Raw genomic sequence first — 15,424 nt, 5'->3', positions numbered from 1 at the left:
GCGTCGCCGCCGGCGCCCTGTCAGCCGCTCTCGGCGGCCTGCTTGTAGGGGTTGGGCGGCAGCATGTCCGGCGTCAGCGGCGTGCGACGGGCATCCGTCTTGGGCCCGTAGTGCTCGGCCAGGTAGTCGAGGATGGTGGCCTCTTGCTCCGGAGGGAACTGCCAGAGTCCCTGGGTGTCCTGCATCCAGCGGATCAGGTACGTCCAGCGTTCTCGTGTGCCGTGGTTCTGCGTGACCAGCTTCGCCGAGTGGCAGATGGTGCAGTTGACCTTCACCGTCTTCCAGCCCTCGGCGATGATCAGGCCGCTCTCGGGGTCGGTTTCCTGAGCCGACGCCCCCAGCGGCGTCAGCAAGGCCAGCGCCAGCGCCCCAGCGCGCAGTGATGTGGTGATTGCCATGCGGGCCTCCTTATGCCACCTGGACCGCAATGCGGTGGCAGGCATTGTTGAGATAGCCCTTGGGGTTCCAGCCGGGCACCACCATCGGCTGTGAGCGACCCTCGCTGTCCGTCGCCTTGGCCCAGATCTCATAGTAGCCGGGCTCGGGGAACTCCAGCTCAGCCGTCCAGCGCTGCCAGGCCAGCCGGTTGGGTGCCGGCTGGAGTTCGGCCGGCTGCCAGGTGGCGCCGAAGTCGATCGACACCTGCACCTGCTCCACCGAGAGGTCGCCGGCCCAGGCATGGCCGCGCACCGCCAGTGACTCGCCGAGGTTTTGGGTCACGCCCGACTTCGGGAAGGTGACCAACGACTTCACCGGCATCGACTCGATGGTGACGAAATCCTCCTTCGGCACCTCGGTGCCCGGCGCCACGGGGTGCTTGGGCACGCTATAGGAGGGAGGCGCCATCTTGGTGCCGTCGTGCTTCTGGTTACGGATCACGATGCGTTGCAGCCACTTGCCGGACACAGAAGCCGGCCAGCCGCCGCAGACCAGACGCAACGGGTGACCATTGAGGTAGGGGAGGTTCTCGCCGTTCATCGACCAGGCGATCAGCGACTCGTCTTCCAGGGCCTTCTCCATGGGTACGCCGCGGGAGATCGGGTCCTTGTTGGGGTCGCCGCTGACGTGGGTGTCGGCGCCATAGTAGCCGATATAGACGGCGTCGCCCTTGATGCCGCAGGCCTCCAGCACGTCACGCAGGCGTACGCCGGTGAAGCTGGGGCAGGCCACCGCGCCGGTAGTCCACTGGTTGCCGCTGGCCGAGGGCACATACTCGCTGCGGCCGTTGCCGCCGCACTCCACGGTGAGCTGGTAGGTGTGGTGCTCGAACTTCTCCTTGAGGTCGGCGATGGTGAAGCTCTGCGGGGTCTCACAGGATTCGCCGTCGATCTCCAGCGTCCAGGCGTCGACGTCGATGCCTTCGGCTTCCGGCGGGATGCCGTTGTTGCGCACGAACATGTGCTTGGCGGGGGTGATGTCGTCGTCGAGCAGGTGGGGCGGCGTCTCGGCGTTGATCGGCCGGTCGTTGAGGACGGTCAGCCCCTCCTTGCCCTCCAGCGTGAAGGGCTCCTCGCTCTGGGCCAGCGCCGCGGGAATCAGCCCGCCCGGCATCCTGTCGGCGAAGGGGATGGAGCCGCCCACCGCGGCCGCCATGGCCAGCAGGCTCGAGCGCTTGAGAAAGCCGCGCCGACTCACCGGGTCGACCTCGCGATCCCAGAGTCGGCGATCGGCGTCCTCGGGGTTCTCGGCATAGAGTTCGTGGAGGCCGCGGGTCTCCGGCGTCTTGTCTGTCATGGCGTTGACTCCTGTCGTCGGGGCGGCGTGCCAGGCAAAGCGCGCCTTGTTTCAGATTATTGTTTAATTTGTACCGCTAATAGAAATAGCACAGTCACCAAGGGGGGGGAAGGGCGTCGTGAATAGCGTAGCCCCCAATGCCGGCCCTTGCCCGGCGTCGTGCCCGGCGAGAGCGGCACCGCACGGGAAAGGCTTTCTGCTAAGATGCGGGCGCCTTGCGGCCACTCGACGCCTACCAGCGGCGGCGACCGCCGCCCTGATCAGCGGGAAGAGAGCGATGAAGGAACGGATTGATGCCTGCGCGCCGATCGCCGCGCCCGACGCGGCCTGTGCCGAGCGGGTCGGCCGCTACCTCGACACCCTCACCAAGCCGCCCGGCAGCCTCGGGCGACTCGAGGCACTGGCGGTGACCCTGGCCGGACTGACCGGCGAGGACGTCCCGAAGGTAACGCCGCCCGGGGTGGTGGTCTTCGCCGCCGATCACGGGGTGGCCGCGGAGAATGTCTCGGCCTTCCCCCAGGCCGTCACCGCGCAGATGGTGGCCAACTTCGTCGCCGGCGGCGCGGCGATCAACGTCTTCTCGCGACGCATCGGCGCACGCCTTGAAGTGGTCGACGTGGGCGTGGTCGGCGAGCTGCCCGAACGCGGCGTCGTGCGCGACCGGGTGCGCCCCGGCACCGCCAACCTGGCCCGCGAGGCCGCCATGAGCCGCGACGAGGCGCGGGCGGCCCTCGCGGTGGGCCGACGCGCCGCCCGTCGCGCCGTCGCGGCCGGCTGTCGCAGCCTGATCGTCGGCGAGATGGGCATCGCCAACACCACGGCGAGCAGCGCGATGCTGGCCGCGCTGACCGGCGCCCCGGTGAGCGAGCTGGTCGGGTCGGGCACCGGCGTTGCGGGCGAGGCCCTGGCCCACAAGCGGGCGGTCATCGAGGCGGCGCTCGTCGAGCGGTCGCCGGATCCCGACGATCCACTGGCGATCCTCGCCGCGCTCGGCGGGCTGGAGATCGCCGCCATGGCCGGCGCCTACCTGGAGGGCGCGGCACACCGCCTGCCGCTGCTGGTGGACGGCTTCATCGCCACGGTGGCCGCGCTGGTCGCCTGCCGGCTTGCGCCCGCCCTGCGCCCTTACCTGATCTTCGGCCACCGCTCCCACGAGCCCGGCCATCGCCTGGCCCTGGAGGCGCTCGATGCCGAGGCGCTCCTCGACCTCGAGCTGCGCCTCGGCGAGGGCAGCGGGGCCGCGCTGGCCTTCCCGCTGCTGGAGGCGGCCACGGCGATGCTTGGCGAGATGGCGACCTTCGCCGACGCCGGCATCGACGGCGGGGCATCGCCGTGACGCCTGCGCCGTCACCGCTCTGGCCTCCCGGCGTCCGCGACCTGGCCTTCGGCGAGGGCCTGTCGCTTGCGGTGGACGCCCACGCCGTTCGCCTCACCCATGCCACGCCCCTGCGCACCCTGAGCAGCGCCCTGGTGGGGGCGGGGCTCGGCCAGGCGCGCCACTTCTGCAACTTCCACGTCGACAAGGGCTACGCCGGCCGAACGCCCCGCGCCGACCTGCTCGACTGGCTCGCCCGGCGCGGCCTCGAGGGCGAGCAGAGCGTGGCGATGATGACCGCGGTCTCGCCGGCCCACCTCGTACTTGCGACGGCGGAGGCCGGCGCGCGCTCGGTGCTGGCCGCGGTCACCGCCGGGGTCGGCAACGCCGTGGACATCACCGCGGCGGTCGAGGGCGATCCGCGCCCGGTGGTCGGCACGATCAATATCCAGCTCTTCATCGACGGCCACCTCGACGACGGCGCCCTGGTCAACGCCGCCCAGTCGGTCACCGAGGCCAAGGGGCAGGCCCTTCACGCCCGGGGCGTGCGCGACCCGCACACCGGCACCCCGGCCACCGGTACCTCCACCGACTGCCTGGCCATCGCCGCCACCCAGCGCGGCGCCCCCACCCCCTATGCGGGTTCGGGGACGCGGCTGGGCCGCGCCATCGGCGAGGTCGTGTTCCGCGCCGTGACGGCCTCCCTGGCGATGACCGAGGAGGCGCGATGAGCCCGTTCGTCGAGCCCCTGTCGCTGTCGCTGCTGGGCCTCGTTGCCGTCGCCCTGCTGCTCGACCTCTTGCTTGGCGACCCGCCCTGGCTGCCGCATCCGGTGGTGGGCATGGGCAAGGTGATCGCCCGGCTCGAGCGGGCCTGGAACCACGGGCCCGCCGCCGCGCGCCGGCGCCGCGGTAACTTCCTGGTGCTGATCGTGGTGGGCGGCACCTGGGTGCTGGCCTGGGGCCTGCTCGCCGCGCTCGCCTGGCTCAGCCCCTGGCTGTCGCTGGCCGCCGAGCTCGGCCTGCTCGCCACGACGCTTGCCGCCCGGGGTCTCGCCGAGGCCGGCCGGGCGGTGGCCACGCCGCTGGCCCGCGGCGAGCTCGACCCGGCGCGCCGCGCGCTGGCGAGGATCGTCGGCCGCGACACCGAGGCGCTCGACGAGGGCGGGCTCGCCCGCGGCGCGGTGGAGACCGTGGCCGAGAACACCGTGGACGGCATCACCGCGCCGCTCTTCTGGGCGCTGCTCGGCGGCGCGCCCCTGGCGCTGGCCTACAAGGCCGCCAACACCCTGGACTCCATGGTCGGCTACCCAAGCCCCCGCTACCTGGACTTCGGCCGCGCCGCGGCGCGCTTCGACGATGCCGTCAACTGGCTGCCGGCGCGGCTCACCGCCTTGTCGCTGTGGCTTTCGGCCTGGGCGATCCCGGGCAGTCGCCGGGCCGGGGCGCTGGCCGCCACGCGCCGCGAGGCGCCCCGCCACCCGAGCCCCAACGCCGGCTGGCCGGAGGCCATGGTGGCGAACCTGCTGGGAGTGCGCCTCGGCGGCCTCAACCACTACGCCGGGCGCCCCTCCTACCGCGCCACCCTGGGCACGCCCCTCGAGCCCCTGGCCGTGAAACACATCGACCGCGCCATCCGCCTCATGCATGGCGGCTGGCTCGTCTTCTTGCTGCTGATGGCCCTGCCGATCCTTGCGTGGGAGCTTCTCCTGTGAGCGTGAGCAGCGAATCGGGCTGGCCCAATCACGGCGGGCGCGCCGCGCCGCTGCTCGCCCGCTACGGCCTGCCCGCGGAGCATCCGCTGGTCGACTTCAGCGCCAACCTCAATCCCCTGGGACCGCCGCCCTGGCTCGACGGCTGGCTGGCCGGCGCCGGCGACTGCCTGAGCCGCTACCCGGACCCCGACGACGAGCGGGCCCGTCGCGCCATCGCCGCGCAGGAGGGCGTCGCTCCCGAGCGGGTGCTGGTGACGGCCGGCGGCGCCGAGGCGATCCATCTCGCCGCCGGTCTGCACGCCGGCGGTCGCGCCCTGATCGTGCAGCCCACCTTCAGCGAGTACGCCCGGGCCTGCGAGCACTACGGCCTCGACGTCTCGACGATGGCGCTGGGCGGCGAAGCCTTCGACCTCGACGTCGCCGCCGCCGAGCGGGCCATGGCGAAGGCCGAGGTGCTCTTCCTCTGCCGCCCCAACAATCCCACCGGCACCCTGATCCCACGCGCCGCCATCGAGCGCCTGCTGGCCCGGGGCCGTGAGACCGGTACCACCCTGGTGGTGGACGAGGCCTTCGTCGACTTCACTGCCGAGGACGAGCGGCTGACGCCGCTGCTTCGTGAAGCGCCGAACCTGCTGCTGCTGCGCTCGCTGACCAAGCTCTACGCCCTGCCGGGGCTGCGGCTCGGCTACCTGCTGGGCGCGCCCGAGACGGTGGCACGCCTCGCCGCCCGTCAGCTGCCCTGGAGCGTCAATGCCCTGGCGCTGGCGCTGGTGGCGCCGCTGCTCGCCGACGCCGACTATCTCGCCCGTACCCGGGCGTGGCTGGCCGCGCAGCGCGACCTGCCGGCGCGGGTGCGGGCGCTGGGCCATGCGGTGGCGCCCACCGAGGCCAACTTCCTGCTGCTGCGCGGCGGCCGCGACGCCGTCGAGGCCGAGGCGCTGTTCGCCTTCCTGCTGCGCCGCGGCCTGCTGGCGCGCCACACCCACAACTTTCCCGGCCTCGACGGCCGCTGGCTGCGTGTCGCCCTGCGCCAAGGGCCGGACAACGCCCGCCTGCTCGAGGCCCTCGCGGCCTGGGGGCGCCCATGATCGCCTTCGTCGCCGGCGGGGCGCGCTCGGGCAAGAGCGCGGTGGCCGAGGCCCTGGCCCGGGAGCACCTCCGGGAGCGGAAGGGGGCCACGCTCGTCTACCTCGCCACGGCGCGGGTCGGCGACGACGAGATGGCGGCCCGGGTCGCCCGGCACCGTCGCGAGCGCGGCGAGGGCTGGCGGACCCGCGAGGCGCCGCTGGAGATCGACGCCGCTCTGGACGGCCTCGCCGCGGGCAGCAGCGTGCTGCTCGACTGCCTGACCCTCTGGGCCGGCCAGTGGCTCTTCGAGGCCGGGCGCGACGAGGCCGCCGGCCGGGCCATGCTAGGGCGGCTGATCGCCGCGGCCCGGCGCCGGGGCATCGCCCTGGTGGTGGTCTCCAATGACCTCAACGAGGACCTGCCGCCCCGGGACGAGGCGGTATGGCGCTACCTGGCCTTCCTGCAGCGGCTGCACCGCGACCTGGCCGCCGAGGCGGATCGCGTGGTCGAGGTGGTGGCCGGTCGGGCCATCGAGTGGAAAGGCATCGAGGGGAAGGGCGGCGACGAGGGTGGCAGCGACGATAGGCACAAGGCATGACAGGAGTGAGCCCATGAGAAACGCTGCCTTCGGCATGCTGCTGGCGATCCAGTTCCTTTCCCGGTTGCCGGTGCCCCTGGCCTGCCCCTGGACGCCGGCCACCCGGCGCTGGGCGGCCCGGGCCTATCCGCTGGTCGGCGCGCTGCTCGGGGGCCTGGTGGCCGGGGCAGGCACGGTGCTCGAGCCGCTGCTACCCGCGCCGCTGCTGGCCCTGGCACTGCTCAGCCTGTGGGTGGCGCTGACCGGCGGCCTGCACCTCGACGGGGTGATGGACCTGGCCGATGCCCTGGGCAGCAACGCCCCGCTGGAGAAGCGCGTCGCGATCATGAAGGATCCCCAGGTGGGCAGCTTCGGGATCCTGGCGCTGGTCTTCCTGCTGGCCTGGAAGCTCGCCCTGCTCTGGGCGCTGCTCGACGCCGGCGCCTCTCCCTGGGGGCTGGTGCTGCTGCTCGCCCTGGGGCGGCTCGGCGGCGTCGGCCTGCTGGTCACGGTACCGGCGGCCCGCCCCGAGGGCATGGCCCACGCCTGGCAGCAGAGCCTGACCCGGGACGACCTGGCGCTTTCCGCCTTGCCGGCGCTGGCGTTCGCGCTCTGCTGGCCCGGCGGCGCCTGGCTGGCGGCCGGGCTCAGCGTCTTTATCATCGGCTACGGCCTGGCGATGCGCCGGGCCTTCGGCGGCATCAACGGCGACATCGTCGGGGCCGCCATCGAAGGAGGAGAACTATGGCTGCTGCTGATCGCCTGGAGCTGGTGGTCGTTCGTCACGGCCTGACGAGCTGGAACCAGGAACGCCGCTACCAGGGCCAGCGCGACATCCCGCTGCTGCTGCCCGAGGCGCTGCCCGACCTCGAGCGGCTGCGCGAGGCGCTGGCCGAGACCGGCTTCGATGCCGTGCACGCCAGCGACCTCACCCGCTGTCGCCAGACGCTGGCCCATATCCGCGAGGGCAGCGCCTGGGCGAGCCATCCCGAGGCGCCGCGCTTCGATCGCCGCCTGCGCGAGCTCGACTTCGGCGACTACGAGGGGCGAACCTGGGAAGCGCTCAAGGACGACCCGGCCTACCGGGCCTGGGTCGACAGCCGCGGCATGCGGGCGACCCCCGGCGGCGAGTCCGCCGACGACCTCTGGGCGCGGCTCTCCGACTGGCTCGACGAGGTGCTGGCCGAGGCGCTGGTCCACGGCCACCGGCGGGTGCTGACGGTCAGCCACGGCGGCGCCATCCGCGAGCTCTCGCGGCGCCTGGAGGGGGCCGACTTCTGGGCCGGCGTGGTGGGCCAGGCCCAGGGCCGGCGGTTCGTCTTCACCCACGGCGAGGAGGGCTGGCAATGCGGCTGTTCATCGGCGGTGCCTGCGCCGGCAAGCGCGACCTCGTAGCGAGTCGCTTCCCCGAGGCGGTCTGGTGGCGGGTGGGCGAGGGCGCCTTCCCCGACGGCTGGCGGGTGCGGCTCGCCCCGGGGCAGTGTCTGGTGATCACCGGCTGGCTCGACGGTCTCGCCGCGGCCCTGGCCGACGAGCCCGACGACGACCGCCTGCGCGCCCGGCTCGCTGCCGAATTCGAGGCGCTGAGGGAGGCAGAGCGCGAGGCGAGGGGAGAGGTCGTGCTGATCCTGCCGGAGGTGGGCCGCGGCATCGTGCCCATGGACCCGGCGGAGCGGCGCCTGCGCGACCTCGCCGGGTGGCTTGGCCAGGACGCGGCGGCGCGCGCCGACGAGGTCTGGTACGTGCGCCACGGCCTGGCCCGGCGCCTGACCGCTGGCTGAATCGCGTCCGCGCCGGTCGGGCGGTGCGTCAACGTCGCCGGCGATTCGCGTTGACGCCCCCGGGGCGGGTTGCTAGCTTAGCCGCACTCTCAGGTGCCGGCGAAGCGAGCTTCGCCGGGTAAACGGGAAGTCGGTGCGCCCCCGCGGCGAGTCCGACGCTGCCCCCGCAACGGTGATCGAATCGAGGTCCGCCACTACCGTCACTGGTAGGCCACTGTGCCCCCGCGGCATGGGAAGGCGGCGGTCCGGAAGGTGTCCCCCCTGGCTCGGCCAGGCCCTTCGTTCGTCAGCCCGGAGACCGGCCTGAGAGCACATGCCGGATCGCGGAGGGCGATCACGAGGCGGGTCTCCCGGCGACAGGCCGTGGTCGCCCGTGGTCTCGTTCCCTGCCGCCGGCCCACCAGAAAAAACGCAAGGCGCCGTGCGGGTGAGCGCGGCGGCAAGGGACCCACATGAACACCACTCACGCCTCCCGTGGCCTGGCGACCTTCGCCCTGGCCGCGCTGCCGCTGGCCGTCCAGGCCCAGGGCACCTCGACCTCCGACGCCGACGGGGTCGTCGCCGAGCCCCTCAATCCGCTGACGGTCACCGCCACCCGCGCACCGCGCACCGCCGACGAGACGCTGGCCTCGGTCACCGTGATCGACGAGGCCGCACTGCGCCGCCAGGACCCCACCGATATCACCGACCTGTTGCGCGGTCAGCCCGGCGTCGATGTCTCGTCCAACGGCGGCTTCGGCAAGACCAGCAGCGTCTACCTGCGGGGCACGAGCAGCAAGTCCACGCTGCTGATGATCGACGGCATTCGCCTGCGCTCGGCCACCGCCGGCGGCCCCGCCTGGCAGTTCCTCGATCCGCGCCAGTTCGAGCGAATCGAGATCGTGCGCGGCCCGCGGGGCAGCCTCTACGGTGCCGATGCCGTGGGGGGCGTGGTGCAGCTGTTCACCCCGCAAGGGGAGGGAGCGCCCACCCCGCGTCTCTCGCTGGGCGGCGGCAGCTTCGATACCCGGCGTGCCAGCGCCTCGCTCTCCGGCAGCGAGGGTGGCACCCGCTACCATGTCGCCGCCAGCCGCCTGGAGAGCGACGGCTACGAGATCCTCGAGGGGGAGGGCGACAAGGGCTACGACAACACCACCGGCCTGGTGCGCCTCGCCCACGGCTTCGATAACGGCGCCGAGGTGGGCGTGCTGGCCCTGCGTGCCCGGGGCAGCACCGAATTCGTCGGTGGGGAGACCGATTTCGTCCAGCAGGTGGCCGGCCTCTACGGCGAGCTGCCGGTGACCGAGGCCTGGACGAGCCGCCTGACGCTCAGCGAGGCCCGGGACAAGACGGAGACCGCGGCCTACGACAGCCTCTTCGATACCACGACCCGGACACTGCGCTGGGAGAACACCGTCTGGTTCGGGCCTCATGAGCTGGTGGCCGGCGCCGAGTACCAGGAGGACGACATCGCCGGCAGCGACACCGGCGTCGGCACCTACGCCGAGGAGAGCCGCGACAACGTGGCCGTCTTCGCCCAGGCGCTGATGGATTTTTCCCCGGTTTCCGTGCAGGCCGGGCTGCGCCACGACGACAACGAGGCCTTCGGCGAGGAGCTCACCGGTCATCTGGCGCTGGGCTTTGCCCTCGACGATCACCACACCCTGCGCGCCAGCTACGGCACCGCCTACCGCGCCCCGACCTTCAACGAGCTCTACTACCCGGACCTCGGCTACTTCGCCGGCAACCCCGACCTCGAGGCCGAGACCTCGGCGACGGTCGAGCTGGGCGTGCGCGGCCAGTACGCGCGCTTCTTCTGGGACCTGGCGGCCTACGAGACGCGGGTCGACGACTTCATCGCCTCGACGGGCAGCCAGAACGAGAACATCGACGAGGCACGCATCCGCGGCGTGGAGCTGGCCTCGGGAATCGACGTGGACGCATGGACGCTGCAGGCGGCCCTGACCCTGACCGATACCGAGGATCGCGAGACCGGCCATCGACTCCCGCGCCGCGCCAGCCAGAGCCTGCGCCTGGACCTCGATCGCGAGCTGGGCGACTGGTCGCTGGGCGGTTCGTTCATCGCCCAGGACGATCGCTTCGATGACGCGGCCAACGAGGAGCCGCTCAGTGGCTTCGGCCAGGTCGACCTGCGTGCGGACTGGCGGTTCGCCCCGCTCTGGTCGGCTCGGCTGAGCGTCGATAACGTCTTCGACAGGGAGTACGCCACGACCGAGTATTTCGACGGTCGCGACTACCTCAATGCGGGCCGCACGGCCTTCCTCAGCGTGAACTTCGGCCCGTGATGGTCTCTCGCGCGCGGCTCGTCACGCTGGCGACCCTGCTGCCGGGGCTCCTGGTCGGCCTGCCGGATCCGGCGGCCGCGGACGTCTGCGTCGTCGACGACGCCGGCCGCGAGGTCTGCCTGGACGCCTCGGCGCGGCGCATCGTCGCACTCTCGCCGGGTGTCACCGAGCTGCTCTACGCCTCCGGGGCCGGCGAGCGGGTGGTCGGGGCGGTCAGCTTCAGCGACTACCCGGCCGAGGCGGCCGAGCTGCCCCGGGTGGGCAGCTACGACCGCCTCGACCTGGAGGCGCTGCTGGCGCTGGCGCCCGATCTGGTCGTGGCCTGGGCCGGCGGCAATCCCCGCGAGCAGGTCGAGCGGCTGCCGGGCTTCGGCCTTCCCGTCTTCTACTCCGACGTCAACGACTTCGCCGGCATCGCGAGAAGCCTCGAGCGCTTCGGCGCGCTGGCCGGCAGCGCGGCGGAGGCACAGCGGGCCGCCCGCGGGCTGCGCGAGGAGGTGGCTGCGCTGCGCGCGCACTACGCCGAGGCCGCGCCGGTACCGGTCTTCTACCAGGTCTGGGAGCAGCCGCTGATGACCGTCAACGGCGAGCACTGGATCAGTCAGGCGCTGGCGCTCTGCGGGGGGCAGAACCTCTTCGCCGAGGAGGCGCCGCTGGTGCCGCGCATCGGCATCGAGGCGGTGCTGGCCCGGGACCCGGAGGCGATCCTCACCGGCGGCATGGGCGAGCCCGACTCCGAATGGCTCGAGGCCTGGCGCGACTACCCGGAGATGACCGCGGTACGCCGCGACAACCTCTTCTTCATCGACCCGGACCTGGTGCAGCGCGCCACGCCGCGCCTGCTCGAGGGCACCCGGGCGCTCTGCGCCCGGCTGGAGACCGCCCGTGAGCGGCGCTAGAGCCTTGCTGGCGCGCCCCGCGGCGCTCGCCTGGCTGGCGCTGGCCGCGCTGCTGTCGCTGGCCCTGTCGCTGGCGCTGGGCAGCGTCGCCATCGCCCCGGATGAGCTGATGCGAGTGCTGATCGGGGAGGGCGAGGCGCTCCACCGGACCCTGGTGCTCGAGCTGCGTCTGCCGCGCTCGCTCGCCGCCTTCGGCACCGGCGCGCTACTGGCCCTCGCCGGGGCGCTGATGCAGGTGCTGCTGCGCAATCCGCTGGCCGACCCCTACGTGCTGGGGCTCTCCGGCGGCGCCTCGGTGGCCGCACTCGCCGCCATGCTGGCGGGCCTCGGCGCCGCCCTGGTCGGCGGGGCGGCCTTCGCCGGGGCGCTCGCCTCGACGCTGATCGTCTTCGGCCTGGCCCACGGTACCGGCAGCTGGACGCCGACCCGCCTGCTGCTCACCGGGGTGGTGATGGCCGCCGGCTGGGGGGCAGTGATCACCTTCCTGCTGACGGTGAGCCCGGTGGAGCGGCTGCCCGGCATGCTCTACTGGCTGATGGGCGATCTCGCCTACGCGGGCTCGCCCTGGCCGGTGCTGGCGGTGGCCGCGCTGGCCCTGGTCGTGGTGCTGCCGCTGGGGCGCACCCTCAACGTGCTGGCCCGGGGCGGGCTGCAGGCCGCCGCGCTCGGCGTGTCGGTGCGCCCGCTGGAGTGGACCCTCTACCTGCTGGCGAGCCTGCTTACCGCCCTGGCGGTGACCACCGCGGGCAGCATCGGCTTCGTGGGGCTGATGGTGCCGCACATGCTGCGCCTGCGGCTGGGCAACGACCAGCGGCGCGTGCTGCCGGCGAGCCTCTTGGCCGGCGGCATCCTGCTGACCCTCGCCGACACCCTGGCGCGCACCCTGATTGCCCCCCAGCAGCTGCCGGTGGGAGTGATCACGGCGCTGCTCGGGGTGCCGAGCTTCCTCTACCTGCTCTACCGGAGTCGCTGATGGAGGCCCTGGCGACCCATCGGCTGCTGATCGATGTTCCCGGTCGCGGGGACGGTCGGCCGCTCGACCTGCGGCTGGCCCCGGGGGAGCGCTGGGGGGTGCTGGGCCCCAACGGCGCGGGCAAGACCACCCTGCTGCACACCCTGGCGGGGCTAAGGCCGCCGCGTTCGGGGGAGGTTCACCTCGAGGGGCGGGCGCTGTCCGGCTGGCGCCGGCGGGCGCTGGCCCGTCGGCTGGGGGTGGTGTTCCAGGAGCGCCACGACGACTTCCCGGCCACGGTGAAGGAGACCGCGCTGATCGGCCGCCACCCCTTCCTCGCGCCCTGGCAGCAGGAGGGGCCCGAGGACCATGCGCGCGCCGAGGCCGCGCTTTCGCGCCTCGACCTGTCGCACCTGGCCGAGCGCGAGCTCGCGACCCTCTCCGGCGGCGAGCGCCAGCGCGTCAGCCTGGCCACGGTGCTGACCCAGGCGCCGGCGGTGTGGCTCGCCGACGAGCCCACCAACCACCTCGATCTGCACCACCAGGTGGCGGTGATGGGCCTGCTCGCCGAGCAGGCCGAGGCCGGCGGCGCGGTGATGATGTGCCTGCACGACCTCAACCTGGCGGCGCGCTGGTGCAGCCACCTACTGCTGCTCTATCCCGACGGTGAGGCGTGCTGGGGCCCCGCAGAGGCGATGCTGGTGCCCGCCGCCCTGGAACGCCTCTATGGCCAGCCGCTGACCACCGCCATGGTCGACGGCGCGCCGGTCTTCGTGCCCAGGCGTTGACGTGGCAGGATGCGCTCAGGCCTTGTCGAGCTTCTTCAGCCGCTGCGCCGCGCGCTGGTGGGTCTTCATCCGCTCAGGCCGTTTCATCGACGGCCAGCGGGTGATCTCCTCCATGGTGCGCCCGCAGCCCACGCACAGCCCGCGTTTCAGCTGGCAGATCGACACGCAGGGACTCTCGATGCCCTTGGCCATTCAGTGACGCTCCTTGATCGCCAGCCGGCGTTCCCAGTCGCCACCGTGCATCCGCCGGCACTCCTCCTCGCAGTCGGCGTCCAGGTGGGCGTCGATGTCGGCGACCTCGACGTCCGCCTCGAACAGGGCGGCCTCGGTCAGCTCGCGCATCCGCCGTCGCCCGTCGCCCTTGAGGGCGCGGGCCAGCGTCGCCTGGGTCTCGAATACCCATACGACCCTGAGGCTCTCGGGGAAGCGCCGGTAGTCCACCAGGTGGGTCAGCCAGGTGAAGCCGGGCAGCAGCGGCTTGGCGGTCTCGCAGGCATCGGTCAGGGCCTTTGTCAGCCGGCGCTCCGTCTGACGGCTGGCTTTCTTGTCGAGCATGAGGGGCTCCCGTGGAAGAGGTCGTCGTGATGCCCAGGGGCAAGACGTCGGCAGGGGGCATGATACCGCGAGGGGGCACTGTGCCTCCAAGCACAACAGGACTCGGGTGCTGGCCAGGGCGCGAGCGTCATGGCGGGATCATGGATATCCGATCGACTGGCACGCATGCCGAGTTTGTCACGAACGCCGAGTGGACGGGCGTTCCCGAATTTTTCTCGCTGGAGACTCCGATGAAACACGTCGACCCCGACCGCCATGCGGTGCGCATGGCCGCCAAGCAGAAGATCATGAACGAGCGGATCAAGGCCGCCGACAAGGAGCAGGGCGTGCTCCTGATACTGACCGGCCCCGGCAAGGGCAAGAGCAGCTCCGGCTTCGGCATGGTCGCACGCGCCCTCGGCCATGGCATGAAGGTGGGCGTGGTGCAGTTCATCAAGGGTGCCTTCAGCACCGGCGAGGAGGCCTTCTTTCGCGACCTGCCGGGGGTGGACTACCACGTCATGGGCGAGGGCTACACCTGGGACACCCAGGACCGCGAGCGCGACGTGCGCGCCGCCGAGGCGGCCTGGGCCGAGGCGCGGCGCATGCTCGCCGACCCGGACTACGCCCTGGTGATGCTCGACGAGCTCAATATCGCCCTGCGCTACGGCTACCTGGACCTCGACGCCGTGCTCGACGACCTCCAGGCGCGTCCGCCCATGCAGCACGCGGTGGTCACCGGCCGCCACGCGCCTGAGGCGCTGATCGAGCTGGCCGATACGGTGACCGAGATGAAGGTGGTCAAGCACGCCTTCAAGGATCAGGGCATCAAGGCCCAGAAGGGCGTAGAGCTGTAGACCCGCGGCTGCAGAGTCGTCGGATGAGCGCCGGCGACGAGCCGAAGCGAGGGTCCTACGCCAGGGATGGCGTCGGTAGCGCCCAGGGATGGGTTCACAGCGCCCTCGCGGCGGCTTGGCGCCGCGCAAGCTCATCATCCCCATAGATCAGCACCCTCCCAACATCACGATTTCCAGGAGACCGCCGCATGGCAGATCCCAGCGGGCGACCCGACCACGCCTTCCCCGAGGCGCAGCGCGAGGGCCTCTATCGGGCCATCTTCGAGCGTCGCGACGTGCGCGCCCAGTTCCGCCCGGACCCGATCCCGCCCGAGGTGCTGGCGCGGCTCCTCGAGGCCGCCCACCACGCGCCCTCGGTGGGCTTCATGCAGCCCTGGGACTTCCTGCTGATCGACGACCGCGCGGTGCGTGAGCGGGTCCACGCCATCTTCGAGCGCGAGAACGCCAAGGCGGCCGAGGCCCATGCCGGCGAGCGCGGCGCGCTCTACCGCCGCCTCAAGCTCGAGGGCATCCTCGAGAGCCCGCTCAACCTGTGCATCACCTGCGACCGGACGCGCGGCGGCGAGCACGTGCTGGGCCGCCAGAGCATCGTCGAGATGGATCTGTTCAGCACCTGCCTGGCGGTCCAGAACCTGTGGCTGGCGGCCCGCGCCGAGGGCATCGGCGTGGGCTGGGTCAGCATCCTCGACCAGCGGGAGCTCGCCGAGGTGCTGGGCCTGCCGGATCACGTCTATCCGCTCGCCTACCTGTGCCTGGGCTACGTCGACGACTTCCTCGACGCACCGGAGCTCGCCCGGGCCGGCTGGCGCCAGCGCCTGCCCCTTGCCGATCGGGTGCACGGCAGCGGCTGGCGGACCCCGCCGGCGGACGCGGACATCATCCGCGCCGTCGACGCCCTGGCCCCCCGAGCGTGAGGACGC

General features: G+C 72.4%; 18 protein-coding genes and 1 riboswitch. Of the genes, 14 read left to right on the top strand and 4 right to left on the bottom strand.

The features are described from left to right. Positions 1–20: 20 nt before the first annotated feature. Entirely contained in the window at positions 21–398 is a 378-nt protein-coding gene (locus FIU83_RS12100; protein ID WP_216645031.1) for a hypothetical protein, read from the bottom strand. Between the two features lie 10 nt (positions 399–408). Beyond that, positions 409–1,734 (bottom strand): sulfite oxidase, encoded by a 1,326-nt coding sequence (locus FIU83_RS12095; RefSeq protein WP_152484272.1) that lies wholly within the window; start codon positions 1,732–1,734, stop codon positions 409–411. A 277-nt stretch (positions 1,735–2,011) separates the two neighbouring features. Here FIU83_RS12095 and cobT point away from each other — a divergent pair, with 277 nt between their 5' ends. From cobT to FIU83_RS12035, 12 genes are all read left to right on the top strand, one after another. After that, positions 2,012–3,070 carry a nicotinate-nucleotide--dimethylbenzimidazole phosphoribosyltransferase gene (gene cobT, locus FIU83_RS12090; protein WP_152484271.1) on the top strand — a complete coding sequence of 353 codons (1,059 nt, stop codon included), beginning with the start codon at positions 2,012–2,014 and terminating at the stop codon, positions 3,068–3,070. Beyond that, positions 3,067–3,780, top strand: a complete 714-nt coding sequence (locus FIU83_RS12085; protein ID WP_253939462.1) for an adenosylcobinamide amidohydrolase — start codon at positions 3,067–3,069, stop codon at positions 3,778–3,780. Before cobT ends, FIU83_RS12085 begins: the two co-directional genes overlap by 4 nt. Further along, on the top strand, positions 3,777–4,763 hold the full coding sequence (gene cbiB / locus FIU83_RS12080; protein ID WP_152484270.1) for an adenosylcobinamide-phosphate synthase CbiB: 987 nt from the start codon (positions 3,777–3,779) through the stop codon (positions 4,761–4,763). The genes FIU83_RS12085 and cbiB overlap by 4 nt, the downstream gene beginning before the upstream one ends. After that, positions 4,760–5,851 (top strand): threonine-phosphate decarboxylase CobD, encoded by a 1,092-nt coding sequence (gene cobD, locus FIU83_RS12075; RefSeq protein WP_152484269.1) that lies wholly within the window; start codon positions 4,760–4,762, stop codon positions 5,849–5,851. The genes cbiB and cobD overlap by 4 nt, the downstream gene beginning before the upstream one ends. Next, a complete protein-coding gene (locus tag FIU83_RS12070; protein WP_152484268.1) occupies positions 5,848–6,429 on the top strand; it encodes a bifunctional adenosylcobinamide kinase/adenosylcobinamide-phosphate guanylyltransferase in 582 nt (193 codons plus the stop codon). Before cobD ends, FIU83_RS12070 begins: the two co-directional genes overlap by 4 nt. Before the next feature lie 13 nt (positions 6,430–6,442). Next, on the top strand, positions 6,443–7,201 hold the full coding sequence (cobS, locus tag FIU83_RS12065) for an adenosylcobinamide-GDP ribazoletransferase (RefSeq protein ID WP_152484267.1): 759 nt from the start codon (positions 6,443–6,445) through the stop codon (positions 7,199–7,201). Beyond that, positions 7,153–7,803, top strand: coding sequence for a histidine phosphatase family protein (locus FIU83_RS12060; protein ID WP_152484266.1), 651 nt, complete (start codon positions 7,153–7,155; stop codon positions 7,801–7,803). Before cobS ends, FIU83_RS12060 begins: the two co-directional genes overlap by 49 nt. Further along, positions 7,755–8,189, top strand: coding sequence for a bifunctional adenosylcobinamide kinase/adenosylcobinamide-phosphate guanylyltransferase (locus FIU83_RS12055; protein ID WP_152484265.1), 435 nt, complete (start codon positions 7,755–7,757; stop codon positions 8,187–8,189). The genes FIU83_RS12060 and FIU83_RS12055 overlap by 49 nt, the downstream gene beginning before the upstream one ends. A gap of 74 nt (positions 8,190–8,263) precedes the next feature. Beyond that, a riboswitch (cobalamin riboswitch) is annotated at positions 8,264–8,511 on the top strand. 130 nt (positions 8,512–8,641) lie between these two features. Then, positions 8,642–10,474 (top strand): TonB-dependent receptor, encoded by a 1,833-nt coding sequence (locus tag FIU83_RS12050; RefSeq protein WP_152484264.1) that lies wholly within the window; start codon positions 8,642–8,644, stop codon positions 10,472–10,474. Further along, positions 10,474–11,373: a cobalamin-binding protein gene (locus FIU83_RS12045; protein WP_152485353.1), complete on the top strand. Its 900-nt coding sequence runs from the start codon at positions 10,474–10,476 to the stop codon at positions 11,371–11,373. Before FIU83_RS12050 ends, FIU83_RS12045 begins: the two co-directional genes overlap by 1 nt. Beyond that, positions 11,360–12,346, top strand: a complete 987-nt coding sequence (locus tag FIU83_RS12040; protein ID WP_253939461.1) for an iron ABC transporter permease — start codon at positions 11,360–11,362, stop codon at positions 12,344–12,346. The genes FIU83_RS12045 and FIU83_RS12040 overlap by 14 nt, the downstream gene beginning before the upstream one ends. Further along, positions 12,346–13,113, top strand: coding sequence for an ABC transporter ATP-binding protein (locus tag FIU83_RS12035; RefSeq protein WP_152484263.1), 768 nt, complete (start codon positions 12,346–12,348; stop codon positions 13,111–13,113). The genes FIU83_RS12040 and FIU83_RS12035 overlap by 1 nt, the downstream gene beginning before the upstream one ends. Positions 13,114–13,128: 15 nt before the next feature. Here the strand turns inward: FIU83_RS12035 and FIU83_RS12030 are convergent, their stop codons facing one another. Both FIU83_RS12030 and FIU83_RS12025 read right to left on the bottom strand, forming a co-directional pair. After that, complete coding sequence (locus tag FIU83_RS12030; protein WP_152484262.1) at positions 13,129–13,305, bottom strand: DUF1289 domain-containing protein; 177 nt, start codon at positions 13,303–13,305, stop codon at positions 13,129–13,131. Further along, complete coding sequence (locus tag FIU83_RS12025) at positions 13,306–13,668, bottom strand: hypothetical protein (protein ID WP_152484261.1); 363 nt, start codon at positions 13,666–13,668, stop codon at positions 13,306–13,308. Between the two features lie 230 nt (positions 13,669–13,898). Between FIU83_RS12025 and cobO the strand changes: the two genes are divergently transcribed. After that, positions 13,899–14,504: a cob(I)yrinic acid a,c-diamide adenosyltransferase gene (cobO, locus tag FIU83_RS12020; RefSeq protein ID WP_152484260.1), complete on the top strand. Its 606-nt coding sequence runs from the start codon at positions 13,899–13,901 to the stop codon at positions 14,502–14,504. A gap of 188 nt (positions 14,505–14,692) precedes the next feature. Then, positions 14,693–15,418, top strand: a complete 726-nt coding sequence (bluB, locus tag FIU83_RS12015) for a 5,6-dimethylbenzimidazole synthase (RefSeq protein ID WP_152484259.1) — start codon at positions 14,693–14,695, stop codon at positions 15,416–15,418. Positions 15,419–15,424: the final 6 nt, after the last annotated feature.

The organism is Halomonas sp. THAF5a (assembly GCF_009363755.1).
Taxonomy (GTDB): domain Bacteria; phylum Pseudomonadota; class Gammaproteobacteria; order Pseudomonadales; family Halomonadaceae; genus Halomonas.
Note: the sequence above shows the minus strand (reverse complement) of the source record. Positions and strands in the feature narration are given on the sequence as shown.